This window comes from Candidatus Hydrogenedentota bacterium, assembly GCA_016791475.1.
Taxonomy (GTDB): Bacteria; Hydrogenedentota; Hydrogenedentia; order Hydrogenedentales; family JAEUWI01; genus JAEUWI01.
This window is the reverse complement of the sequence record JAEUWI010000456.1, coordinates 1-522: the sequence shown is the minus strand read 5'-3', so window position 1 is coordinate 522 and position 522 is coordinate 1. Positions and strand designations below refer to the sequence as shown.

General features: G+C 47.9%; 1 protein-coding gene. It reads left to right on the top strand.

The genetic code is table 11. The annotated features are described in order from the left end of the window. Nucleotides 1-522, top strand: a 522-nt coding sequence (locus tag JNK74_30220) for an iron-containing alcohol dehydrogenase (protein ID MBL7650446.1), incomplete at both ends; no start/stop codon positions are given.

The window sequence follows — 522 nt, the reverse complement described above, 5'->3', positions numbered from 1 at the left end:
CGGAGCCGGTGTGGTGAAAGAACTTCCCGATTATTTAAAGAAAAACAACATCAGCCGTCCGCTGGTGGTCACTGACCCTAACGTGGCACAGCTTGGTTTCTTCAAAGCCATTGTAGAAGATTTAAAGGCGAAGGGGTTTGCTGCGGAAGTTTTCAGCAACATACACAAGAACCCTGTTAAAAGCGATGTGTATGCCGGAACAGATGCTTATGATGCACACAAAGCGGATTGCATTGTAGGAATAGGCGGAGGTGCAGGATTAGATGTGGCGCGCGCCATTCTTCTGCGCATTAACCACCGCGAAGATTTGTTTAAGTATGACGACCTGATTGGTGGCGATGTGTATGTAACGAATGATGTTCCGCACTTTGTAACCGTGCCCACCACCGCAGGCACCGGCAGCGAAGTGGGCCGCAGCGCCATTATTGCCGATGACGAAACGCATCAGAAAAAAATATTATTCTCTCCTAAGCTATTAGCAAAAATAGTATTTGCCGACCCTATGCTTACTATGGAGTTGCC